This is a genomic window from Tepidibacter thalassicus DSM 15285 (assembly GCF_900129915.1).
Classification (GTDB): domain Bacteria; phylum Bacillota; class Clostridia; order Peptostreptococcales; family Peptostreptococcaceae; genus Tepidibacter; species Tepidibacter thalassicus.
The window spans coordinates 1-1014 of record NZ_FQXH01000056.1; the positions used below are offsets into that span (position 1 = coordinate 1).

Below are 1014 nucleotides of genomic sequence, written 5' to 3' on the forward strand. Positions count from 1 at the left end.
CTCCTTCGGGTTTTACTGCTAGGTCTTTTCCTTCTTTGAATTTTACTAATATCGGTGCATAGTATCTTGTTCCCATTACATTTTCAGGTAATAATACATTATCCCATAATCTTTCATAACTATAATGTGGCATTACTGCCCATTTTCTATATTCCTTTTCAAATTCTTGTATCACATAATCTTTGTATGTCATGTTGCCATGGTTACTTTGCATAAATTCTGCTTTCTTTACGGGGTCATTCTTCCATTTTTGTATTTCTTTTCTTAGAGTATTGTCTACAAAAACTTTAGTGTCAAAGCCGTATGGTTTTTCTGTATTATATGGATTATGTGTCGATTTTATTACTGGTCTTATTGGTATTTCCCAACCATATTCGGTCTTTTTTACTCCGTCTAAATCCATGTTTATTTCATCAAATGTGTATAACTCCCAATGTTTCATATATTTCCTAAATGTTAAATCAAACGTTTTGGTATTCTTTGTGTTTGGGTAGGATAATACTTTTTTTATAAATGTTTCAGGTACATATTTTGTTGTTAAGGGTATTACGGACTCTACACTCTCAGGTCTAAATCCATCGGGATATAATATGTCTAAACTTATTGGTACATAGTAATTTGTCTTGCCACCTATTTTTACGTTTCCTCTCTTATTTCTTACTACTTCTTCCCATGTGGCATTCAATGACCTTTTATCATCATAGCCTTTCCATTCATCTGTCCATATGTCGTAATAAGCCCACATATACAAGTAATAATGTCCTTTTCCTTTTTCTATGTTCTCCATCTCTTTCTGTATATCCATTAGCTTAAATTCGGTTTTTTCTTCTGTTTCTTCTGCATAGGCTTTAGTGTTATAAACCTTATTTATCCCTATGGGTTGAAATGGTATTGTTCCTACTAACATTGTACTTATCGTTAGGTAGGTTACTAGCTTTTTTATCCTTTGCCTAAAGCTCATCTCTTAAACCCCCTTTTCTTTAATTCTAAAATAAGTATTGGAAATATAGAAAA

General features: G+C 32.1%; 1 protein-coding gene. It reads right to left on the reverse strand.

The features are described from left to right. Nucleotides 1-961 (reverse strand): hypothetical protein (locus BUA19_RS11400; protein ID WP_143145435.1); only part of this gene is annotated, 961 nt, incomplete at its 3' end. Nucleotides 962-1014: the final 53 nt, after the last annotated feature.